The following is a 17,637-nucleotide window of genomic DNA, read 5'->3' as shown; positions in this document are numbered from 1 at the left end:
CTTCAACGGTCACGTCCTTCCCGCGGAATCGTTGCGCGCACGCGCCATCCGACAACGGTCGGACCGGCTTCCAGTGTGCCGCCGAGCGCATCGACGCGTTCCCTCATGCCGATGATGCCGTGTCCGTCGCTCGAGACGCCGGGCCGGTCGACCTCCGGCACGGCGCTGCGGTCGGCAATCGACACGACGACCTCCTCCGCATCGATCGCTATTCGCACCGACGCGGCGGATCCTGCGCCGCTGTGACGCATCGTGTTGGTCAGAGCCTCCTGAACAAGCCGGAACACGGCGAGTTGGTGCCCGGGCGGCAGCGCTGCAAGATCGCCGTGACGTTCGTCGTCGATGCGAAAACCCGCGCGCCGCACCGATTCGATTAGTGCCCCCAGTTGTGCCAGACCGGGTTGCGGCGTGAGCGGGTGAACGAAATCGTCTTCGGTTGTGCGCAGGAGCCGGAGCACGTGCCGCAACTGGCCGACCGATGCGCGACTCACCTCGCCGATCGCCACGAACGCGCGTTCGGCATCGTCCGGCGCAGCACGCACCGCGGCCTGGCCGCCCGCCGACAACGACGCGATGACGGAGAGATCGTGTCCGATGAGGTCGTGCATCTCGCGCGCGATCCGCGACCGTTCGGCAGCAACCGCCTCCCGCGTCGCCTCCTCGCGGTGCCGTTTCGCATCCTCACGGGCGCCGCGCAACTGCGATCCGGCAAGCAGGGCGGCCGCACTCATGGCGGCGACCGGCAGCATCGCCGTCCAGCGTGCGTCGAGTGCCATCTCGCCGAACTCTGCCGCACCGACAAACGCGACGAGCGCCGCCGCACCCGCGAGGAACGCGGCGGGCACGAGCACCCGCGTCCCACGTAGCCCCACGTGGAAGAGCAGGATCCATACCGCGAGGTAGGACCACGGCGGAGCTTCCCCGATGAGTCCGCACACGACGACGCCTACGCCGAGCGCGACGACCGCAACCAGGAGCGCCGGCAGCGGCGCCCGGCGACGGAACACGACCGCGCCGCACGCGACGAGCAGGAAGGGCGCCCCCACCGGCCGGAGGCCCATGGAGGCGTTCACGGAAGCGACCGTGACGAAGAGTGCGAGCGTAATGTCCCACGGCAGCGGGTGGGAGGCGTCGAACGTCCGCACCCGTGCCCGCAGTCGCCTCACGCTCGCCTTCCCGTCTCAGCCATCGAACTTCTTCAGACGCCGCCATGCCATGCCGCCGAGCACCACCAGCCATGTCACCAGGACGACGATCGCAGGGACGGTACCGTACGGTTCGGTGGTGAGTCCTCCCGATCGCATGACGTTGATCGCCGCGAGGGGCATGTAGTCGGTCACTCCGGCCACTTGCTCGGGGAGGAAGGCAGGCAGGATCTGCGGCCCCATCTGGAAGAGCCCGAAGTAGAGGCAGATCGCACCGGCGGCGTTGCGCAAGAGCCATCCCAGCAGGACGCCGAACAGTGCGCCATACGGCAGCATGAGCGTGCCGCCGAGCGCCCCCCAGAACATCTCGGGATCGAAGAGCGACATCCCCACGGCCGAGGGGACCGTACGTGTGACCTGGAGCAGCAGGTACAGTACGACGGTCGTGGCGACCGCCAGCATGGTGGCAATCCCCGTGACAACGGCGGCTTTTGCGAGCATCACCCCTGTACGTCGCGGGGCGACCGTAAGGCTCGTGCGGATCGACCCGCTCGCGTACTCGGTGCTGACGCTCAGCACGCCGAACACGACGAGCACGAGCATCCCGACCGGATAGATGCCGGTCCAGCCGAATGGGATGTGCGCGGCGTCCGCGCCGCCGAGTGTCGTGCCGTCGATGACCATGTACGCGCACAGGCCGATCGTCAGAACGAACGCGGCTGTCAGGGTCATCCACAGCGACCGTATCGAACAGAGCTTGCGCCACTCCGACCGCAGGAGTCCGGCTGACGTGATGCGGTGCCCGGCTTGCAGCGTCGCGGGGGCGGAAACGGCGAGTGCGGCGCTCATGCGGCGACCTCCTCGTGGGACGTGTATTCGACGGCGTTTCGGGTGATGTGCATGAACGCCTCCTCGAGCGAGGCGCGCTCGGTGACGAGCTCGTAGAGCGTGACGCCCTCGGCTGCCGCGATGATTCCGACCTCGCGTGCGGTGCACCCGCTGATGAAGAGGGTGTCGTCGTCCGCGCGGCGAACGTCGATGCCCTTGTTCTGCGCAGCGTCGGCGAGGCGCCCTGCATCGGGCGTCACGACGCGGGTTGTTTGCGGTGCGACCGACTCGATGACGTCGTCGACGGTGCCCGAGGCGAGCAGGCGTCCCTGACCGATCACGACGAGATCTTCCGCGATCAGCGACAGTTCGCTCATGAGGTGCGACGAGAGGAAGACGGTGCGCCCCTCTACGGCGAGTCGCACGAGAAGGTGCCGGAGCCAGAGCACCCCGTCGGGATCGAGGCCGTTGACCGGCTCGTCGAGGACGAGTGTCGTCGGGTCGCCGATGAGCGCGGTAGCGATACCGAGTCGCTGGCTCATGCCGAGCGAGAAGCCACCCGCGCGTTTGTCGGCGACGGCGCCGAGGCCCACCATCTCGAGCACCTCGTGTGCGCGGGCGCGCCCGATGCCGTGGGTCTCCCCCACGACGAGGAGATGATTGAGCGCTGTGCGGCCGGGATTCGCCGACCGCGCGTCGAGCATGACACCGAGGTGCCGCACAGGGTCGGGAAGATCCTGATACCGCCGACCGCCGATCGTGATCTCGCCGCGGGTCGGCCTGTCGAGGCCGACGAGCATGCGCATCGTGGTGGACTTTCCGGCGCCGTTCGGTCCGAGGAATCCCGTGACGGCACCGGGCCGTACCGTGAACGAGAGGTCGTCGACGACGGTCTTCTCACCGTAGCGTTTCGTGAGGTTCTGGCTGACGATCATGTCTTCAATCCTTGAGATCGATCGTCTGCGCAGCATCGGCCCGTGGTATCGCTCGTCACCGACCGTGGTATCGCTCCCCCGCCGACCGTCGTACCCTCCGCGCCGAGCGTCCGCCTCGCACGCAAGTGCGCGACGGCGTCGACGACCGTGAGCGCCATGGCGAGCGCGCCGTCGATCCCCGCGCGGTCGGCGGCCGGGCCGATCGCGTCGCTCGTGAACGCCGGCGTGTGCGGTGCCGAGGCGCAACCCTCGATCGCGATGAGCGGATGGATCGCGGGCACGGCGTGCGAGACGTTGCCCATGTCGGTCGATCCGCCCGGCGTCCCCGCGTACGGCTGCGGCGAGCGACCGATCACGGCGAGGTTGCGATCCCACGCGCCGGCGAGCACGGGGTTCTGCACGACATCCGCGTAGGTCGGCGCGGCGTCCTCCCAGCTCCACTCGCATCCCGTGGCGACGGCGCCGCCCTCGAAGCACGCGAGGATCCGGCGTCGCGCGGTCTCGACCGCTTCCAGCGTGTCCGCACGCACTTCGACGCGGACGCGCGTCGCCGACGGGATGATGTTCGTCGCTTCGCCGCCCTCGGAGACGAATGCGTTGGCCCGCGTGCCGTCGGGCAAGTGCTGCCGCAGGAGTCCGAGCGCGACGAGGCCGATCGTCGCGGCGTTCGCGGCGTTCACCCCGTCGGGGCTGGGTGCGCCCGCGTGACCTGGACGGCCTTGGAAGGACACGTCGAACCGCGCGACGGCCTGGGTACGCACGTCGGCGCAGCGCAGGTCGTGCCCCGGGCCGCCGTGCACCATGAGCGAGAAGTCGACGTCGTCCCACGCCCCGGCCTCGAGCATGAGGATCTTCCCGCCGCCGTGCTCTTCGGCCGGAGTGCCGAGGAGCTTCACGCGAAGGCCGATGGCGTCGGCGACGCTCGCGAGCGCGATCGCAGCTCCGACACCGGCCGCGGCGATGACGTTGTGACCGCACGCGTGTCCGATGCCGGGAAGCGCATCGTACTCGGCACAGATCGCGACGGTGATGTCGCCCTCACCGTAGGTCGCATCGACCGCGGTGTCGAGCCCGAAGGCCCCTACGGTCGTCGTGAATCCGGCTGCACGGAGGGTGTCGGCCACGCGCGCGGCGGCGTGATGCTCGGCGAACGCAAGTTCGGGATTGCGGTGGATCTCGGCACTCAAGGCGATGATCGAGTCCTCCCATGCCGCCCGCGAGGCGAGCACGGCATCGCGGATCTCATCGGTCGCGTGGTCGGAAGGTTGCTGTGGTGCGATGGTCATCGGTCCTCGATCGTCTGGGCGGTGGGAAGGTCGGGTGCGGACCGCGGCGCGGCGGCGGGCGTTGTGACCCGGATCCGCAGCCCGACGACCGCGAGGACGAGAGCTATTGCGAGGCAGATGGCCCACACGGCGAAGAACGACAGCGGGGTCGACTGGGCATCGGTCGTGGCGTCGGCGGTGCTCGCTGTCACGAACAGAGTCATGACGAGCGCGAAGACCGCACCGGCCGCCGCCCCCGCCGCCGTGCGTGCCGTGTTGAACAGGGCCGAGGCGATCCCCACCGAGTCCGCCGGTGCATTGCGCACGACGACGGCCGGAAGGACCGCGAGAAGGACGCCCGCCGAGACCCCGCCGATCGCCATGGAGGTGATGAACAGCGCGCTCACCGCCGCGAAGCAGATCATGAGAGCGAAGCTCGCGGCTGCGACTACTCCCGCGAGCGCGATTGCGCGCGGCGCCGAGATCCTGCGTGCGAGGCGATCACCGATGAGCGTGCCGAGGAACGCCGCGAGCGCGTACAGGACGATGATCGCGCCGGCGGTCGCGGGCGCGATTCCGAGTCCGTAGCCGTCGCGCGCGGAGTCGCCGAGGAGCCAGAGGAAGCTCGCCGTCTGCCCGCCGTAGGTCTGTGCGCCGAAGAGCACCGATGCGATGATCGGCAGCCCGATGCCATCGCGGGTGAGCATCGTCAGGTCGACGAGTGGATCCTGGATCCTGCGCTCGACGAACACCCAGAGCGCCAGCAGCACGGTGCCGCCCAGGATCAGGGCGATCGTGCGCAGGTCGAACCAGCCCCACGTGCCGGCTTTCGAGACACCGGTCAGCACGGCTAGGAGACCCGCCGTGAGCAGGATCGCGCCGATCACGTCGACGCGTCCGTGTCTGCGCACCGTCGTCTCGGGGACGAGCAGCACGACGACCGGCACGCACAGCGCGATGAACACCGCGGGGATCAGCAGGACGATGCCGAGGTCGCCGATCGCGCCGAACAGGAGTCCTGACAGGAGCGAGCCGACGGCGGCTCCGAGGGTGAGGGCGCCGACGAGGACGCCGATGCTCTTGCTCGCTGACCGTTCGTCTCGCGCGCGGACGATCGCGAACTCCAGCGGGAGGAATGCCGCCAGCGGGGCCTGCAGCGCCCGGCCGAGAAGGAAGACCTCGAAGCTCGGCGCGAACGCGACGACGAAAGAACCGACGGCCACGAGAGTGGACGCCACGACGAGGAGGCGCTTGTGGCCGAACATGTCGCCGAGCTTGGCGAGGATGGGTACGCACGCGACCGTCATGAGCATGTACGTCGCGTTCACCCAGTTCAGCGCGCCGGCGCCGACGTCGAACTGTTGACCGATGGCAGCGAGCAGCGGCGAGAACCAGCCTTGGAGCGCGCCGCTGCCGAACTCCATGACGACGAGGAAGCCCACGACGCCGAACGTCGAGCGAGCTCTCGGAAGTCTTCGCTGCATTGGCGGCTCCTCACACGGTGTCTCAGAGAATGCACCACGGTGGCTCGGTGCGGCAGCGCGAGGGCCTAAGGTGCAGGTTCATGAACACACGCGAGGGTTCTACGCAGGTTCACAGTCTCGATGAGACCGATCGGCGACTGATCCATGCACTCCAGATCAACCCGCGGGCTCGCTGGGCAGCGATCGCCCCGATCATCGGAGTGGATTCGGTCACGCTCGCCCGCCGCTGGGAGCGACTGACCGAGGACGGGCTGGCGTGGGTCGCTGGTCACCCTGGCGCCGAGGCACGCGGACCGTCCGCCATCCTCGAGGTCGGAGCGGAGCCTGGCGCGACCTTACAGATCGCGAGCGCACTCGCCGCCGACCCCGAGGCGTTCACGGTCGATCACACCGCCGGAGGGCGCGATCTCCTCGTGATGGTCGGTGCCGCCGACCTGAACGGCCTGAGCGAGTACATCATGGGCCGGTTGCGTCGGCTCGAGGGTGTGCGCGCCACCCGCACGCACATCCTCTCGTCGCCGTTCACCGACGCGGGCCAGTGGCGTCTGCGGGCGTTGTCGGCAGGTGAAGCCACGGCCGTCGAACGCACGGTCGTGTCTTCGATGGCGACGCGCGCCCGCGTCGATGCGCAGTTGGAGCACGAACTGCTGCAGATCCTCGGCCATGACGGACGCGCGACAGTCGCCGCCATCGCGAGGAGTCTGGGGATCGGGCAGCGGCGGATCCGCGAGACTCTCACGACGCTCAGCGCCCGCGGGCGACTCGTCGTGCGCACGGAGATCGCGCGCGCACACTCGGGCTGGCCCGTTCACGCGTGGTACTTCCTGCGGGTGCCGGCTGCCATGGCGGACCGGGTGGGATCGGCCATCACGCGCCTCAGCGAAGTGCGTCTGGCCGTCTCGACGATCGGTCCCTACAACCTCGTGCTGTCGGTGTGGATGAAGACCCTCGCCGACGTCCAGCGACTCGAAGTCGCCATCGAGGAGAGTGTCCACGGCGTATCCATCGCCGACCGCTCGGTGGTGCTGCGCAGCTTGAAGAAGGAGGGGATGCACGTGAACGCGCAGGGTATGGCAACCGGCGTCATGGTTCCTCTGCCGACATCTTTACTGCACGGATAGGGGCATCCCAACAGTGAATCTGCATCCCGATGCGGTTGGCGATCACACAACGTATCGTGCCGCTCCATGACGTACGCGCAGCCAGCCGTCGGGGTGTTCGATCTGTTCACGGTCGGGATCGGCCCGTCGAGCTCGCACACCGTCGGCCCGATGAAGGCCGCTGCCGAGTTCGTCGGGTTGATCGGCGAGCGAGGCGTCATCGAGCAGGTGGCACAGGTTCGCGTCGAGATCTTCGGCTCCCTCGCCGCGACGGGTGCCGGTCACGGCACGTTCACGGCCGTCCTGTTGGGGCTGGCCGGCGCACGCTCGGACGAGATCACGCCCGACGAGATCACCGTGCATCTCGACGAGATCACGCGCACGGGCATGGTCTCCCTCGGCGGGCGACACCCCGTCCCCTGCCGGATGGAGGACTTCGTCCTGCGCCCGCTGACCGTACACCCCCGGCACCCCAACGCCCTCTCGTTCACCGTGGTCGACGCCGCCGGCGACGAACTCGCGAGCGAGACGTACTTCTCGGTCGGCGGCGGGTTCATCGTGCGCGAAGGCGACGAATCCTCTGCCGACCAGCCCGAGCCGCAGACGCCTCCCCTGCCGTTCCGTTCGGGGGCGGAGCTTCTCGCCGTGTGCGACGAGACCGGCCTCGCGGTGAGCGACGTGATGCGCGAGAACGAGCGCGCCCGACGCTCGGACGACGAGATCAGGGCGGACCTCAAGCACATCTGGGACGTCATGGAAACGTGCGTGCGCTCGTCCATCGGTCGCGCGGGCGTGCTGCCCGGCGGCTTGCAGGTACGCCGCAGGGCGGGCGACTGGGCGGCGCGGCTGGCAGCGGAGGATCCCGACCACGACGGCGAGCACTGGCAGCAGCGAGTGAACCTCATCGCCCTCGCCGTGAACGAGGAGAATGCGAGCGGCGGGCGGGTCGTAACCGCGCCGACGAACGGGGCGGCGGGCATCGTGCCCGCCGTGCTCTACTACGCGCTGCACTACACGCCCGCGGGTCGATCGACGGCCGAGGGCGCTCGCGAAGAGGTCATCGAGCGGTTCCTTCTCACCGCGGCGGCGATCGGCACCCTGTACAAGGCCAACGCCTCGATCTCGGGTGCCGAGGTCGGTTGCCAAGGGGAGGTCGGATCGGCGTCGTCGATGGCGGCGGCGGGACTGGCCGAGATCATGGGCGGGACCCCTCGCCAAGTCGAGAACGCCGCCGAGATCGCGATGGAGCACAATCTCGGTCTGACGTGCGATCCGATCGGCGGGCTCGTGCAGATCCCGTGTATCGAACGCAATGCGATCGCCGCGTCGAAGGCCATCAACGCGGCGCGAATGGCCCTGTGGGGCGACGGCGAGCACCGCGTCTCGCTCGACCAGGTGATCACGACGATGCGCGACACGGGCGCAGACATGAGCCACAAGTACAAGGAGACGGCGCTGGGTGGCCTCGCCGTTAACGTGGTCGAGTGCTGACGGGGCAAGTGCTGACGGGCCGAGGGTTGACATGCTGAAGCGCACGGTGTTCGCGGGAGGTACCGTGTTCGACGGAGCCTCGACCTCGCGGGTCGACGTCGCCGTGAGCGGTGACCGCATCGTCGACGTCGGAACCGGCCTGGACGGCGATGACGTCGTCGACTGCTCGGAGATGTCGATCGTTCCCGGGCTGTTCGACTGCCATGTGCACGTCATGGTGCGAGACCTCAACATCTCCCGTGCCGAACAGGAGCCGTTCTCTCTCCAGTACTACGAGGCTCTGCGCAATCTATCGCTCCTCCTCGATCAGGGGATCACCTCGGCGCGCGATGCAGCCGGTGCGGACCTGGGCGTCAAGCGGGCGATCGAGCAGAAGCTCATCGAGGGGCCGCGCCTGCAGATCGCGCTCGTCATGCTGTCCCAAACCGGAGGCCACAGCGATCTGCACCTCCCCTCCGGCGGTAGCCGTTCGATGTCGATGATGATGCCGCACCCCGGGCGGCCGCGCGCGGTGCGCGACGGAGTAGACGACGTGCGCCGCGGTGTGCGAGAGGTGCTGCGCGCGGGGGCCGACACGATCAAGATCGCAACCACCGGGGGCATCATGTCGCCGGGGGACGATCCGCGACACACGCACTTCCGCGACGACGAGCTTGAGGTGATCGCCACCGAGGCAGCCGCCGCGGGGACCGACTTCTTTGCGCACGCACAGGGCACCGAGGGAATCAAAGCGGCGCTCCGACACGGGGCGCGCTCGATCGAGCACGGGTATCACCTCGACGACGAGGCGATAGATCTCATGCTGCGCGCGGACGCTTGGCTCGTGCCGACCCTCTCGGCAACCCGAGCGATCGTCGACGCTGCCGACCGCGGCGTGCCGATCCCCGCCGGGAGCCTGGCACTCGCGCGTGAGGCTCTCGAGGCGCACCGGGCGAGTTTCGCTCGAGCGGTAGACGCGGGCGTCAAGATCGCGATGGGCACCGACTCCCCGCCCTACGCCCACCCCTCGGCGAGCAACCTCGACGAGTTGCAGCTCATGACCGAGGCATCGTCGATGACACCGCAGGACGCGTGGCGGGCTGCCACCTCGAGTGCTGCGGCGTTGCTCCGGCAGGACGGCCTCGGTGCCATCACCCCGGGGATGCTCGCCGATCTCGTCGTGGTGGACGGCCGCCTCGACGACCTGCGGGGACTGCGCGACCGCATCCGCCACGTGAGCCTCGGCGGGCAGCGCGTACGGTGACCTGAGGCGCCACGTCACGGCGCCACGTCACCGCACGCGGCTGCAGTCACCGCGTGCGGCTGTGGTCACCCCGTGTCCGCCAGGAACGCGGCGATCGCGCTGGCAGCGCGCGCGGGCTGGTCGTTCTCCCACGCGTGACCGGCCCCCGCGAGCACGAGGACATCGGCGTGTGCGATCTCCCCCGCCATCGACAGCGCATCCTGGATCGGCACCATCGCATCGTCGCGTCCGTGCACGACAAGGGTTCTCGCAACGATCGCAGCCAGACGCCCGCGGGTGTCGAAGGCACGCGTCGCCGTGAAGCGACGCATGAGCGCGTCGTTGCGGGCGGGCTCGCTTTGGAGGCCGCCATCCCCCGTGGCGGAGGCGACCGTTGGCGCCATCCGCGCGAGGAGAGCACGGGCTTTCTCGCCGTCGCCGGCCTCGAGCGCGCCCAGAAGCCCCGCCACGGGGCCCGCAAGCCGTTCGGGTCGGAACGGGGCCTGCGAGGTCGCGCCGAGCACGAGAGCGTCGAGAAGGTGGGGATGACGCAGCGCGAAGACTTGCGCCACCATCCCGCCGAACGACGTTCCCAGAACGTGCGCGCGCGAGAATCCGAGCGCCGTGATCAGCGCGGCGAGATCATCGGCCAGATCGTCGGTCGTGTAGGGCACCGGCGCGAAGACGGTTTCGCCCCGATCCCGCTGGTCATACGTGATCACGGTGAAAGCGGACACGAGGTGCGGCCGCAGTTCGGCGAAGAGCTCCTGCCCCACCTGCAGCCCGTGAACGAGGACGAGGGGAGGCCCGGCGCCCTCGACGCGGAATGATGTCACTCCGTCGCCGGTGGAGACACGCGACGCTTCGCCTCCCGTCATCCGCGTTACCAGACCTTGCGCTGGCGGGCGTCGGCGACCAGGTCGGGGTCGGGAATGAGCGCCTTCGACGCCACCGTGGCGAGCGATTGCTGCGAGAAGTGGAAGCCGAAGTCCTCGGCGACGAGCTTGCGCCACGGGCGGTTGAGGATGTTGTGCGTCGCCCAGCGCGCGAACCGAGGGCGCTTCATGATGTCGCGCGCGAGCTGCCATGCCTTGGGTACAAGTTCCTCACGGGGCAGCACGTCGCTGACGAGCCCGTACTCGAGCGCCTTCCGTGCGGGAATCGATGTCCCGCCGTAGATGGCGTACGCGGCGCGCTTCGTGCCCATGAGGTGCTGCAGCGCGAGTGCGAGACCGTCACCTGGTGCCGTACCGACCATGAAGTGGGGGTCCATGAAGTCGGCGTCCTCTGCCGCGAGCGTCACGTCGCACATGAGCGCGAACTCGGTGTGGATCCCGGGCCCGTTCACCGCCGCGATGGTGGGGATGTCGATGTTGTTGACGAAGTTCTCGATCAGCTTCCACGCGTCGATCGTCTGCTGGAAGATGTAGTCCGGCGTCTCTTCGACGAGCGGCTTGGGCCAGGTCTGTCGCGGGTCGCCCCGGAACCAGGTCTCTCCCGTGCCCGTGATGATAAGCACGTGGTTCTCGGGGTCGTTCCCCACGTCCTGCCATACGCGGTTCCAAGCGTTGTGGGCGGCCCAGTTGTGCACGTACGGTCCGCCGTCGGTGTGCAGGCGTAGTTCGAGGATGCCGTCCTCTCGGCGCATCTCGAAAAAGTCGGCGTAGCGCCGGGAGTACTCCTCGAGGGGCGTGGGGGCCACGTGGCCGTCCCATCCGAAGCTCGACGTGTCCACCATGGTGAGTCCCTTCGTCGGAGCGAGCCGTTCCCGCCCGCTAATGGGACAACTTATCTCTCTAAGAGGAGCGACCGTGCGCCTCCGGACGAACATCGCAGGGAATGGACGCTGACTGGTCGGTCGACGAAGATTACGAGGCTCAGTCGCGGTGATCCCGCCACAATCCGGCTACGACGAGTTCGACGATCTCGCGTGCGTCGGTGAGCGTGAAGGGGCGCGACCGGCGCAGGACGAACCATTGCACGGGGCCCGCGAGCATCATGTTGACGAAAGGCGCCTCGACGGGCGGTAGCTGCTCGGCCTCGGTTGCCCGGTCGAGGCGCCGCTGCAGGTCGTCGGTGCGACGATCGAGGAGTTCGAGCCCCATGCGGTGCAGCCCGTCTCCCTCGTCGACGCGTCGGAGGAGGATCTGCAGGACTGCACGACCCGTCGGCGTGGCAGAGGCCTCCGCGAACGCATGCAGGAATGTCGTGAGGTCGTGGACGACGTCGCCGGTGTCGGCGATCGGCACCGACGCCTCGGCGAACCGGGCGAGCACGTCGCGCAGGAGATCGTCTCGGTTCGGCCACCGTCGGTAGACCGTCGCGCGTCCGACCTTTGCGCGGGCGGCGAGCTCTTCGTACTGCAGTCCGTCGACGCCCTTCTCGGCGAGGATGTCGAGCGCTGCAGCCGACAGCCGTTCGGTGACCTGACGCGTTCGCCCGCCGGGGCGACGCGCCCGTGATCCGTCCCCAGCCATGCGCCCTGGCCCTCCGTTCGACGCCTCCCGACCTTATCCGTCGCGCGACGGCTTCCGAAAACCCGCAGCCAACAATTGCCTTTTCGCTCGCGCTTTTGGGTGAGAGTAAGGATTACTGCGCCACGTAGGTGATGAGTGCCCAGTTCCTGCATCTTCGACGCACCGGAACTACTGCACACAACAATGACCGAAATCTTCGGCGCAGAAGGCGTCGTACCCGACTCCTGGAAGTGGACAATGACTCAAACAACCGCGGGCACCCATCAGTTCCCGGCCCGAGACGACGGTCGATGGAGCGCCCGGATCGTGTGGTGGGTCGCGATCCTCATCGTCGCGAACACGCTCGTCGACACCGTCATAGTCGCGCCGCTGCTCGTGCTGCCACAGATGGCGGAGTTCTTCGGCACCGACCAGAGCGCCTGGCTCAACGCCAGCGCGATCCTCGCCGGCGCGATGTGGGCGCCGCTCCTGGGCAAGAGCGCTGACGTCTACGGCAAACGTCGCGTGCTGGTGCTCGCACTCCTCGTGGGCGGCGTCGGCGCACTCGTGTGCCTCGTCGCGCCCAACGTGGGAATCTTCCTGCTCGGCCGGGTCATTCAGGGAGCCGCCGTGGGCTCGGTGTTCATCACTGTCGTGTACATCCGCCAGGTCTTTCCCGCCCGCGTGGGTATGACCTCGGTCGGCATCGTCACCTCGGGGTCGGCGATCCTTGGGATCGCGTCCCCCTTCCTCTTCGAAGCGGTGGTCGAGGCGTTCGACTTCCGCGCGGTGTTCGTGCTGTCCGCCGCGCTCGCACTCGTGGCCGCGGCCGCCGTGCGCATGTTCCTCCCCGAGTCGCCCGTGCACGCACGTGGTCGTGTCGACGTCGCGGGCACCCTCCTGCTCGGACTCGGTCTCGCCGGAGCACTCTCCTATATCAGTCTCGGCCCCGCCGTGGGCTGGACGAACATCGGACTGATCCTCCTTCTCGTCCTGGGCGCCGTGCTGCTGGTGGCATGGGCGTTCACGGCACTGCGGATCCCCGAGCCTGCCGTCGATCTGCGCATGCTGACGCGCCCCGTGATCGCGACACTGCTCGTCGTGATGCTCGGCGCCGGCGCCTACCAGGCACTTCTGCAGCTGATGGGCATCATCGGCCAGACGTCGCCGGCCAACGGCCTCGGCTACGGTCTCGCGGGTGAGAGCGGTACGCTCGGCCTCCTGTTCGCGGCGCCGGCGCTCGGTGCCGCGACCGGCGGAGTACTCGCGGGATGGCTGGGAGGTCACATCGGCCCCGCGCGCACGCTCGTCGGCGGCGTGCTCATCGGCACGATCTCGGCCCTCGGCCTCCTGTTCTCGACCGCATCGTTCGTGCCCGCCGTCATCTGCGCCGGTCTCCTCGGATTCACCACAGGCGCGGTGGTGACCTCGGGCTTCAACCTCTCGACGACGCTCGTGAGCGAGGAAAAGCAGGGCGTCGTCGCCGCCCTCGTGCAGGTAATGCTGGGCGTCGGCGCGGTCGTGCTGAACATTGTCGGTGGAAGCGTGCTGAGCGCCACCGCGATCACCGGCAGCTCCGCACCCTCGTCGGCGGGCGTCAACCTTTACGTCGTCGTGATGCTCGTCGCCTTCGCTGTAGCCACGGTCGTGGCCGCATGGATCGCGGGTCGCGCCCGGCGGGTGCCCGTGGCCTGAGCCGCGCCGCCGATGTCATGAAGCGGACAGGGGAACCCGTAGGACGCCGGGACGTTGTGACTGGGTCCCCGTAAAGTGATCAACCTGTTGTGAGAGCCCGATGCCCAGGATGGGGCCAGGAGGAATCATCACGATGGGTACCCGACGACGACACACGCCGGAGCAGATCATCCGCAAGCTGCGCGAGGGCGAGAAGCTGATCGGCCACGGCGCCGCCGTGCCGGAGGTGTGTAAGCAGTTGGAGGTCCAGCTACCCCAACACAGCGAAGCTACCGCACCCTGCCCTCGCATCGGGCGCATTTCAGCAGGTCACCCTACCTACTGGCGGTGATGCTCGCGGCTACGGATCCTTGTTGCGTCAGCTGGCCGCGCTTGTACTCCAGCCGGGCAGCGTGATCACGGCTCGGCAGCATGAGCAGGCCGCCAGATATCATGTTGGGATGGGTCGATTTCTTGCACTCTTCAACGGCGCGGCTGATGAGGTCGGCAAGGCCGAACTCACCGAACAGCGCCAAAGTGAGTTCATCCACGCCTGGGCGTCATGGGCGCAGGCCAACGAGAAAGCTCTCATCGACCCCGGCGCTCCATTGAACGCGAAGAAGCTGATCACGGCGCAAGGGGTCGAGGACCTTACCGACGCCATGACCGGCTACACCATTGTGGAGGCGGACTCGCACGACGAGGCAGTTCAGATCTTCGCTGGGCATCCGCACCTGCAGCTATTCGCCGGAAACTCGATCGTAGTCCTGGAATGTCCGCCTCGGCCCGGCTGATACGCCGACACCGCCACCAAGCCACGAAAAGCCGCGCCTTTGGGCATGGACACCAGCGACCGCAGCCGGCTGATCGCTGCGGACCCACCGTCAACTCGCGATACAGACGCACGGCACGCGCCCGCAGCTCGGCGGCGGCGTCCAGTCGGTCGAAGTAGTTGTCGTGCTCGTAGAAGAAGTCCGCACGGCGTCGTGCGGTTCGCCGAGACCGGGCGGGAAGTCGGTGGGGTCGGCGAGTGCGGCAACGCGGCCAGCGGCGTCTGGTAGCGCTGGTCCAGTGCGACCAGGGTGCGTGCGGCGGCCGGGTAGTCACGCACGAGTTCGGTGACCTCCGCGGGGTCGACTGTCACGCCGCTGGCCTCGCACGCCGCTGCCTCGTCGGCCAGCGCGGTGCGTACGTCGGCGCCGACCCGTTCGGCGTCGGTGTCGGCGAAGTACTCCGGATCGACGTCGAGGACCTCTGCCAGACGCAGCCACAGGTCGAGTTGGGGAGACGACGGTTGACTCCATGGGGACGTCGGCTGGTAACGTGCCCGTGCCTTTGACAGGTGACGGTGCCATCCGGCCGACGGCGCCGTTCTCCGGCTACCCGGACGTGTCCGCCTCCAACATCTCGTTGTATGTGGGAGGCGGACAGGGACTTCCCCCCGAGGGGGTTGGCGAGGGCTGGCGAAGGAGTCCTGGGCTTGCTGGTGGCGCAGGTGGCCGTGTGGTGGCGGGAGCGCCCAAGCTGGGGATCGGCGCGACCTGCGTGGCGGCCCATTCCGTCAACATGGGTCGGTCCACCAACGTGATTCGGCAGTGTCGTGCAACCTCCCGCGCCGGCCGCGTCGGCGTCCCTGTCGTCACCAGCAACGCCACGTCCGCTCTGTGGACGTCACGAGCGGTGCCGGCAAAGCGCTGCACATCCGGGCTACCCAGTTTGCCCTTGTATCGCTTGCACTGCACGACTACCCGCCGCCCATCGGGCGTGTAGGCGATCACGTCGGCTCCCATGTCATTGGCGCCGCCGCACACGCTGACCTCGCGGAACCCGCTCACGCGCATCAGCCGTGCAACATACCGCTCGAACTGAGGACCGGTCATCGAGTCCGTGACGGCGATATTGCGTTCCCAGTCCGCCAATCGCCGTGCCCGCTGTACACGCGTCCACAGCCAGAAGCCCGCGCCAGCGACCACTACAAAAGCAAGAAGGGCGGCAAGGACCGGGTGCCGCTCGACGAACTCGATCACCAACCAGACCAGCACAAGCAGCAACATGCCGGTGAGCAACAGCATTTCACCTGAGTACTTGCGACGAGTACGGCGCTGACGTCGGGCCATGCCCACGACCTCCCCAAGCCTGAGCCAACACTGGCTGTCAGTGAACAGCGAGTGATCACTGTAGATGCGGGGTACGACATTTCAATCGAAGCCGACCGCAGGGTCGCACGGTCGATGATGAGCATGTCGACGGCCGCCCGACGCGGCCACGATCGTCTACACGGCCGTCCGCGCCCCGACGGGCCGGGTACGGCATGAACTGCGGCATCGCCGACGCCGACAACCTCGCCTGGAAACTCGCCGCCGTCCACCACGGCTGGGCCGGCGGGTCTCCACCCTCGACCTGCTCGGGCCGAGGCCGACCCTGCTCGCCACACCGGCCAGGGCGGCCTGGGCCGACAAGGCAGCCGCGGTCGCCGCCGAACGACGGATGCCGCTGCGCACACCCGGTCGGTCCCGACGTGCTCCGCGGCCCGGACAACTCGTTCACCAGCGTGTTCGACGTGACGGCATTCGGGGTCGTTTCCGTCCGGCCGGACGGACATGTCGGCTGGCGGAGCCGGCACACACACCCGACATCGCCCCGGAGGTCGTCCTGAACCGGCTGCCGGGCCGCTGATCACGTACCTGTGATCGCGGTGACGGGATCAGACGGCCACCTGGTCCGGGCCGTGGCCGGCGAGGGCGTCGCGTAGGGCGAGTCGGTGCCGTCGCCGGATCTCGGCCTGCCGGAACGCTTGGTGGTCGCCGGGCGTCTCGGGGAGCAGCGCCGGCACCGTTCGTGGTTTGCCGTTGTCGTCGACGGCGACCATGACGAGGTGTGACGTGGCGACGGTGGTGGCCGGGACCGCGCGGTCCCACCGGTCCGCGGTGACCTTGACCGCGACCTCCATCGAGCTGCGCCCGGCCCAGGTGATCCTGGCCTGTACGTGCACGACGTCACCGACGCGTACGGCCTGCAGGAAGACGGTCTCGTCCATGGCGGCGGTGACCGCGGGGCCGTCGGAGTGCCGGGCGGCGACGACCCCGGCGACGGAGTCGATGAGGTTGAGGATGCGTCCGCCGTGCACCGTACCCATCAGGTTGGTGTGGTGCTGGTCCATGATCTGCGACAGGGTCAGTTGCGACGCCGACGGCGGTCGCCCCGGTGGTGTCATCGCTGTCTCGTCCGTTCCAGAAAGGTGGCGTCACGGACGGGACGGCGAACGCCACCGCTGCCAGGGGCCGTGGCGGGACGCGCGTCCGGCCCACCCGCGAGGCCGTCGGCAGCGCACACGCCGACCGTGTGCGCGGCGCGGGCAGGTCTTCGGACTCGCGGGCACGACCGGGGGTACCGGTCTCCTACCGGCCGTCGCTTCCCGGACCGTTGCGGTCCAGTGCTCTGTTGACGGCGTTCGTTCCCACTCACCGCTGCGGGGCAGTCCCGGTCTCGCACCGGGTTCCCTCTTACGACGCCCGCCCCGGTGGGACGGGCGCACCAGCGCCACGGGCGAGCATAACCAGGTACGGGCCGGTGTGCCGTGGCGCCGGGCACACCGGGAAAGAGCGAGGCCGGGTGCCAGTACGTGTCGTAGACCCGACAGGTTCCGCCGGTTACCGGCTCTTCACAGACCAGGGTGTAGTCGTGGCCTGCAGCCGCCGGTCTCGAGCAGGGACCTGGCGATGTAGTTGGTGATGTTGCGGAATCCGAGCGCGGAGCCGCGGAGGTGTTCGAGCCGTCCGTTGATCGCCTCGGTCGGGCCGTTGGATGTGCCGGGCCGGTCGAAGTAGGCCGGCACGTCGTCGGCACGCTTCTTCAACGTCCGGCCCAGCGTGATGACCTCGCTCAGCACGGCCGGGACGCCGGCGCTGACCGAGTCGATCAGCGCGGTCATCAACACGCGGCCACGAGTTCGTCGAGTCTGCAGAAGGTCGTTAGATCGGGGTGGGCGAACGCGTGCGAGCGGTCGCCGACGGTAGCGTCGGGCACGTGGCGGTTCT

Annotated in this window: 16 protein-coding genes, 2 pseudogenes and 1 riboswitch; of the genes and pseudogenes, 7 read left to right on the top strand and 11 right to left on the bottom strand. The window is 68.5% G+C overall.

Annotated features, from left to right (window positions below; translation table 11 throughout):
- Positions 1 to 2: 2 nt before the first annotated feature.
- From AB0M79_RS32490 to AB0M79_RS32470, 5 genes are read right to left on the bottom strand one after another with little or no spacing between them, the layout of a single operon-like run.
- Positions 3 to 1,145 carry a histidine kinase gene (locus AB0M79_RS32490; protein WP_364221327.1) on the bottom strand — a complete coding sequence of 381 codons (1,143 nt, stop codon included), beginning with the start codon at positions 1,143 to 1,145 and terminating at the stop codon, positions 3 to 5.
- 36 nt (positions 1,146 to 1,181) lie between these two features.
- Positions 1,182 to 1,994 (bottom strand): ABC transporter permease, encoded by an 813-nt coding sequence (locus AB0M79_RS32485; protein WP_364221324.1) that lies wholly within the window; start codon positions 1,992 to 1,994, stop codon positions 1,182 to 1,184.
- Positions 1,991 to 2,908, bottom strand: a complete 918-nt coding sequence (locus tag AB0M79_RS32480; RefSeq protein WP_364221321.1) for an ATP-binding cassette domain-containing protein — start codon at positions 2,906 to 2,908, stop codon at positions 1,991 to 1,993. Before AB0M79_RS32480 ends, AB0M79_RS32485 begins: the two co-directional genes overlap by 4 nt.
- Positions 2,905 to 4,194 carry an amidohydrolase gene (locus AB0M79_RS32475; protein WP_364221318.1) on the bottom strand — a complete coding sequence of 430 codons (1,290 nt, stop codon included), beginning with the start codon at positions 4,192 to 4,194 and terminating at the stop codon, positions 2,905 to 2,907. The genes AB0M79_RS32480 and AB0M79_RS32475 overlap by 4 nt, the downstream gene beginning before the upstream one ends.
- Entirely contained in the window at positions 4,191 to 5,615 is a 1,425-nt protein-coding gene (locus tag AB0M79_RS32470; protein ID WP_364221315.1) for an MFS transporter, read from the bottom strand. Before AB0M79_RS32470 ends, AB0M79_RS32475 begins: the two co-directional genes overlap by 4 nt.
- Before the next feature lie 122 nt (positions 5,616 to 5,737).
- On the opposite strand from AB0M79_RS32470, the gene AB0M79_RS32465 reads away from it, so the two are divergent.
- From AB0M79_RS32465 to AB0M79_RS32455, 3 genes are all read left to right on the top strand, one after another.
- Positions 5,738 to 6,778, top strand: a complete 1,041-nt coding sequence (locus AB0M79_RS32465) for an Lrp/AsnC family transcriptional regulator (RefSeq protein ID WP_364221312.1) — start codon at positions 5,738 to 5,740, stop codon at positions 6,776 to 6,778.
- Positions 6,779 to 6,844: 66 nt separating this feature from the next.
- On the top strand, positions 6,845 to 8,248 hold the full coding sequence (locus AB0M79_RS32460) for an L-serine ammonia-lyase (RefSeq protein ID WP_364221309.1): 1,404 nt from the start codon (positions 6,845 to 6,847) through the stop codon (positions 8,246 to 8,248).
- Between the two features lie 31 nt (positions 8,249 to 8,279).
- Positions 8,280 to 9,491: an amidohydrolase family protein gene (locus tag AB0M79_RS32455; RefSeq protein WP_364221306.1), complete on the top strand. Its 1,212-nt coding sequence runs from the start codon at positions 8,280 to 8,282 to the stop codon at positions 9,489 to 9,491.
- 65 nt (positions 9,492 to 9,556) lie between these two features.
- Here the strand turns inward: AB0M79_RS32455 and AB0M79_RS32450 are convergent, their stop codons facing one another.
- The 3 genes from AB0M79_RS32450 to AB0M79_RS32440 all read right to left on the bottom strand — a co-directional run bounded on the left by AB0M79_RS32450 (position 9,557) and on the right by AB0M79_RS32440 (position 11,947).
- Positions 9,557 to 10,348 carry an alpha/beta fold hydrolase gene (locus AB0M79_RS32450; protein WP_364221304.1) on the bottom strand — a complete coding sequence of 264 codons (792 nt, stop codon included), beginning with the start codon at positions 10,346 to 10,348 and terminating at the stop codon, positions 9,557 to 9,559.
- 5 nt (positions 10,349 to 10,353) lie between these two features.
- The gene (locus AB0M79_RS32445) at positions 10,354 to 11,208 is read right to left on the bottom strand and encodes an enoyl-CoA hydratase/isomerase family protein (protein ID WP_364221301.1); all 855 of its coding nucleotides are present in this window, start codon (positions 11,206 to 11,208) and stop codon (positions 10,354 to 10,356) included.
- Between the two features lie 139 nt (positions 11,209 to 11,347).
- Positions 11,348 to 11,947 (bottom strand): TetR/AcrR family transcriptional regulator, encoded by a 600-nt coding sequence (locus AB0M79_RS32440; protein WP_364221298.1) that lies wholly within the window; start codon positions 11,945 to 11,947, stop codon positions 11,348 to 11,350.
- A 183-nt stretch (positions 11,948 to 12,130) separates the two neighbouring features.
- Between AB0M79_RS32440 and AB0M79_RS32435 the strand changes: the two genes are divergently transcribed.
- From AB0M79_RS32435 to AB0M79_RS32425, 3 genes and pseudogenes are all read left to right on the top strand, one after another.
- Positions 12,131 to 13,621, top strand: coding sequence for an MFS transporter (locus tag AB0M79_RS32435; protein WP_364221295.1), 1,491 nt, complete (start codon positions 12,131 to 12,133; stop codon positions 13,619 to 13,621).
- 133 nt (positions 13,622 to 13,754) lie between these two features.
- Positions 13,755 to 13,868: pseudogene (locus AB0M79_RS32430) on the top strand (IS3 family transposase); the annotation flags it as partial.
- 193 nt (positions 13,869 to 14,061) lie between these two features.
- Positions 14,062 to 14,394, top strand: coding sequence for a hypothetical protein (locus AB0M79_RS32425; protein ID WP_364221292.1), 333 nt, complete (start codon positions 14,062 to 14,064; stop codon positions 14,392 to 14,394).
- A gap of 585 nt (positions 14,395 to 14,979) precedes the next feature.
- Here AB0M79_RS32425 and AB0M79_RS32420 read toward each other — a convergent pair.
- Entirely contained in the window at positions 14,980 to 15,441 is a 462-nt protein-coding gene (locus AB0M79_RS32420; protein WP_364221370.1) for a restriction endonuclease, read from the bottom strand.
- Positions 15,442 to 15,911: 470 nt separating this feature from the next.
- On the opposite strand from AB0M79_RS32420, the gene AB0M79_RS32415 reads away from it, so the two are divergent.
- On the top strand, positions 15,912 to 16,256 hold the full coding sequence (locus AB0M79_RS32415) for an FAD-dependent monooxygenase (RefSeq protein ID WP_364221289.1): 345 nt from the start codon (positions 15,912 to 15,914) through the stop codon (positions 16,254 to 16,256).
- A 48-nt stretch (positions 16,257 to 16,304) separates the two neighbouring features.
- Here the strand turns inward: AB0M79_RS32415 and AB0M79_RS32410 are convergent, their stop codons facing one another.
- A complete protein-coding gene (locus AB0M79_RS32410; RefSeq protein WP_364221286.1) occupies positions 16,305 to 16,814 on the bottom strand; it encodes an acyl-CoA thioesterase in 510 nt (169 codons plus the stop codon).
- 143 nt (positions 16,815 to 16,957) lie between these two features.
- Positions 16,958 to 17,106, bottom strand: a riboswitch (cobalamin riboswitch).
- Positions 17,107 to 17,261: 155 nt separating this feature from the next.
- Positions 17,262 to 17,546, bottom strand: a pseudogene (locus AB0M79_RS32405) (transposase); the annotation flags it as partial.
- Positions 17,547 to 17,637: the final 91 nt, after the last annotated feature.

Source organism: Polymorphospora sp. NPDC051019 (assembly GCF_040683055.1).
Classification (GTDB): Bacteria; Actinomycetota; Actinomycetes; order Mycobacteriales; family Micromonosporaceae; genus Polymorphospora; species Polymorphospora lycopeni.
Note: the sequence above shows the minus strand (reverse complement) of the source record. Positions and strands in the feature narration are given on the sequence as shown.

What these genes read in the sequence shown, in the direction of transcription:
- AB0M79_RS32420 (WP_364221370.1), bottom strand. Translation starts at nt 15,441, where the DNA reads ATGCGCGTGAGCGGGTTCCGCGAGGTCAGCGTGTGCGGCGGCGCCAAT.
- AB0M79_RS32410 (WP_364221286.1), bottom strand. Translation starts at nt 16,814, where the DNA reads ATGACACCACCGGGGCGACCGCCGTCGGCGTCGCAACTGACCCTGTCG.
- AB0M79_RS32445 (WP_364221301.1), bottom strand. Translation starts at nt 11,208, where the DNA reads ATGGTGGACACGTCGAGCTTCGGATGGGACGGCCACGTGGCCCCCACG.
- AB0M79_RS32425 (WP_364221292.1), top strand. Translation starts at nt 14,062, where the DNA reads ATGGGTCGATTTCTTGCACTCTTCAACGGCGCGGCTGATGAGGTCGGC.
- AB0M79_RS32435 (WP_364221295.1), top strand. Translation starts at nt 12,131, where the DNA reads ATGACCGAAATCTTCGGCGCAGAAGGCGTCGTACCCGACTCCTGGAAG.
- AB0M79_RS32465 (WP_364221312.1), top strand. Translation starts at nt 5,738, where the DNA reads ATGAACACACGCGAGGGTTCTACGCAGGTTCACAGTCTCGATGAGACC.
- AB0M79_RS32455 (WP_364221306.1), top strand. Translation starts at nt 8,280, where the DNA reads ATGCTGAAGCGCACGGTGTTCGCGGGAGGTACCGTGTTCGACGGAGCC.
- AB0M79_RS32485 (WP_364221324.1), bottom strand. Translation starts at nt 1,994, where the DNA reads ATGAGCGCCGCACTCGCCGTTTCCGCCCCCGCGACGCTGCAAGCCGGG.
- AB0M79_RS32475 (WP_364221318.1), bottom strand. Translation starts at nt 4,194, where the DNA reads ATGACCATCGCACCACAGCAACCTTCCGACCACGCGACCGATGAGATC.
- AB0M79_RS32450 (WP_364221304.1), bottom strand. Translation starts at nt 10,348, where the DNA reads ATGACGGGAGGCGAAGCGTCGCGTGTCTCCACCGGCGACGGAGTGACA.
- AB0M79_RS32440 (WP_364221298.1), bottom strand. Translation starts at nt 11,947, where the DNA reads ATGGCTGGGGACGGATCACGGGCGCGTCGCCCCGGCGGGCGAACGCGT.
- AB0M79_RS32480 (WP_364221321.1), bottom strand. Translation starts at nt 2,908, where the DNA reads ATGATCGTCAGCCAGAACCTCACGAAACGCTACGGTGAGAAGACCGTC.
- AB0M79_RS32460 (WP_364221309.1), top strand. Translation starts at nt 6,845, where the DNA reads ATGACGTACGCGCAGCCAGCCGTCGGGGTGTTCGATCTGTTCACGGTC.
- AB0M79_RS32415 (WP_364221289.1), top strand. Translation starts at nt 15,912, where the DNA reads ATGAACTGCGGCATCGCCGACGCCGACAACCTCGCCTGGAAACTCGCC.